The organism is uncultured Acidovorax sp., assembly GCF_964021665.1.
In the GTDB taxonomy this organism is placed as follows: Bacteria; Pseudomonadota; Gammaproteobacteria; order Burkholderiales; family Burkholderiaceae_C; genus Acidovorax; species Acidovorax temperans.
Genome location: NZ_CAXIAK010000156.1, coordinates 1 through 3,069, shown reverse-complemented (window position 1 = coordinate 3,069; position 3,069 = coordinate 1). Strand labels below are relative to the sequence as shown.

The following is a 3,069-nucleotide window of genomic DNA, read 5'->3' as shown; positions in this document are numbered from 1 at the left end:
TGTCCACCGCTCGTGTCCTCAAACAGGCTGCGGGGACAAGACCTTGAAAGGGATGCAACTGAGAATGCACGCGTATTTGATATACGTGCTCAGGGTAATTCACATTCAAACGGACAGGTAGAGCGAATCACCAACTAGGAAGACCATCGGGTAGAGCTGATCCTGGAGGAATCGCCATGACAAAGCGGCTTGTGTTTTGGCAGGCCGTCATACCCACTTCTTTGAATACATCTGGCAGCAGCAAATAGTTCGCTCTGGTAGAACGGATGACGTTGAAATCGTTCTCAGCGCGGTGGATTGCCGCATTACAAAAAAGTCATCTACGCATCATTTTGCGGTGATGGACCGTGCTCCAGACTCCCCTTATCACGGCGCGTAGGGCCTCTTCACGCTGCGTGATGTAGGGCAGTCAGCCACGCTGATTTTTCAATGAACAATGTGGGAGTCAAGTGCATGTCCAACAACCTATTTACCGCCATCTTTGCCACTGCTCTGTCCCTGGCTTCAGCAACCTCTTTTGCAACTCCCCCAAATCTTGAAGTACGCGATCAGGCATTGCCTGCCAACGCGCAGGCAGAAGAAGGAAGAACACGTTACTGGAGTCATCCGAGACTGGGTATGGTCAAGGTTGATGCTGCCGGCCGCATGTCCTCCACCCGCTTGGCCGCCAATGACACTGCGCGACCTTCTGTTCCTTCCGGGCAGCCCTCAACCCGCACGCATTGACATTCAAGAGTCAAAAACTTTCAGGTGCTTGGAAGGAAACTGGGCCGCTTGGCAGCAACAAAGCGGGGCCACCATGGCCATCATCATGAGGGGCCCCACGGGGTGGCACCGCCGCTTACGACGGGACTTAAAGATCCAGTCTGCGGCATGGACGTGACGGAACAATCGCATCACACGGCGGACCACGAAGGACAGCACTATTACTTCTGTAGCTCCAAGTGTCGGGCAAAATTTGTTGAGGAACCAGGCAGGTACGCTGTCACGCCTCCCGGCACTGAGAAGGTTGCGCGTGAGCCAGCAGCAGCTCAGCTCGGCACCATCTACACCTGTCCCATGCACCCGGAGGTGCAGCAGGACCATCCAGGAAACTGCCCTAAATGCGGCATGACGCTGGAGCCCATGCTCCCCACGCTGGATGAGGGAGAAAACGCCGAACTCGTGGATTTCCGGCATCGCTTCTGGTGGACGTTGCCACTGACCGTGGTGGTCACTGTTCTGGCCATGGTGGGGCACAGGCTGCAGTGGTTCGAAATGGCCACCCAGAGCTGGATTGAGCTGGTGCTGACGGTACCCATCGTGCTGTGGGCTGGCTGGCCCTTCTTTGTGCGTGGTGCCCAGTCCATCGCGAACCGCAGTCCCAACATGTGGACCTTGTTCGGCCTGGGCACGGGCGCCGCATTTGTCTACAGCGTGGTTGCCACCGTGGCGCCTGGGGTATTTCCAGCCTCGTTCCAGGCCATGGGCCGCGTGGCGGTGTACTTCGAAGCCGCAGCCGTAATTATCTCGCTCACGCTGCTGGGCCAGATGCTGGAGCTGAAAGCACGCTCTCAGACCTCGGCCGCCATCAAATCGTTGTTGGGCTTGGCACCCAAGACCGCGCGGCGCATCGATGCCAACGGCCAGGAGAGTGATGTGCCGTTGTCGCATGTCCATGTGGGCGATCTGCTGCGCGTGCGCCCCGGTGAGAAGGTGCCGGTGGATGGCGTGGTGGTCGAGGGGAGCAGTGCGGTGGACGAAGCCATGCTCACTGGCGAGCCAGTGCCCATCGTCAAAGGACCTGGCGATGCTGTCATCGGTGCCACGCTCAATACCAACGGTGCACTGGTGATCCGGTCCGAGCGGGTGGGCTCGGCCACCATGCTGTCCCAGATCGTTCAGATGGTTGCGCAGGCACAGCGCTCTCGAGCTCCCATGCAGCGCATGGCCGACCAGGTGGCGGGCTACTTCGTGATGGCTGTGGTGGGTATCGCGTTGCTCACGCTATTCGCGTGGGGCCTGTTCGGTCCGGAGCCACGTTGGGTCTATGGTCTGGTCAACGCCGTGGCCGTGCTGATCATCGCGTGTCCCTGCGCGTTGGGCTTGGCAACCCCCATGTCCATCATGGTGGCCACGGGCCGGGGGGCGACCAGTGGCGTGTTGTTCAGGGACGCTGCAGCCATCGAAAACCGAAGGGGTGACAGGCGCCGATTTCAAAACCGCATAGCAACGAGAGTTTCGCTTTGAGTGAACATGACTTCAAGCCAGTTGGAGCCCTACATACCAGCGTCCACTCCCCGCAGCGCTGACTTGATCGTGTACCTCGACCTCGACGGCGTGCTTCACCCTGAAGCCGTCCTCTGGCACCCGAACCGTGGCATCTACATGAGTCCCTACGAAGCCGCAGGCCATACGTTGTTTGAGTGGCTTCCAATTTTGGAGGAGGAGCTAGCACCATATCCCTCAGCGGCACTGGTGCTGAGTAGTTCCTGGTGTGTCAGGCCAGGCTATGCCAAAACGCTTGAGCGCCTACCGGCGCACCTTCGAGCTCGATTCATCGGGGGTACTTACCACAAGCGCGTCCATGGAGCCGATCCGTGGACTCTGGCATCGTTCCAGAGTACGCCCCGTGGCATGCAGATCCTCGCAGACGTGCGGAGAAGAAAGCCGCGCCATTGGATCGCGCTGGATGATGACGTTGAGGACTGGCCTTCCCAAGCCATCGACAACTTGGTCGCTTGTGAGGGCACCACTGGCCTTTCCAGCCCCGAAGTCCGCCGTGAACTTCGGCGAAAGCTGGTGCGAAGTACTGTAGCTTGAGTGGTTTCCGCTGGGTGATTGATGCGCAGCCAACCTTTCAAAGGCCGTCTCGCTAGGCTCAACTGAAACTGCACTTTGCAAGTTTAGGATTTCTCAGTCTGCCAGATCGATCCAGCGCAGCCCATAACGCTGCATGTTGCTCGAATCGGGCCACCAGCCTCCAACGTCCCCTGCATCTGCCTGCACTAGTTCAAGACCATCGTCGGTTACCAAGCCAGGGCAATCGCATCTAAACGGAGATGCCCAAGAGGAGTTCCAAATAACCCA

2 protein-coding genes and 1 pseudogene are annotated in these 3,069 nt (G+C 58.6%); all 3 read left to right on the top strand.

Annotated features, from left to right (window positions below):
* Positions 1–453: 453 nt before the first annotated feature.
* The 3 genes and pseudogenes from AADJ04_RS17805 to AADJ04_RS17795 all read left to right on the top strand — a co-directional run bounded on the left by AADJ04_RS17805 (position 454) and on the right by AADJ04_RS17795 (position 2,802).
* Entirely contained in the window at positions 454–726 is a 273-nt protein-coding gene (locus AADJ04_RS17805; protein ID WP_207375631.1) for a hypothetical protein, read from the top strand.
* A 102-nt stretch (positions 727–828) separates the two neighbouring features.
* Positions 829–2,172: pseudogene (locus AADJ04_RS17800) on the top strand (HAD-IC family P-type ATPase); the annotation flags it as partial.
* A gap of 63 nt (positions 2,173–2,235) precedes the next feature.
* Positions 2,236–2,802: an HAD domain-containing protein gene (locus AADJ04_RS17795; RefSeq protein ID WP_207375671.1), complete on the top strand. Its 567-nt coding sequence runs from the start codon at positions 2,236–2,238 to the stop codon at positions 2,800–2,802.
* Positions 2,803–3,069 lie beyond the last annotated feature (267 nt).

What these genes read in the sequence shown, in the direction of transcription:
- AADJ04_RS17805 (WP_207375631.1), top strand. Translation starts at nt 454, where the DNA reads ATGTCCAACAACCTATTTACCGCCATCTTTGCCACTGCTCTGTCCCTG.
- AADJ04_RS17795 (WP_207375671.1), top strand. Translation starts at nt 2,236, where the DNA reads ATGACTTCAAGCCAGTTGGAGCCCTACATACCAGCGTCCACTCCCCGC.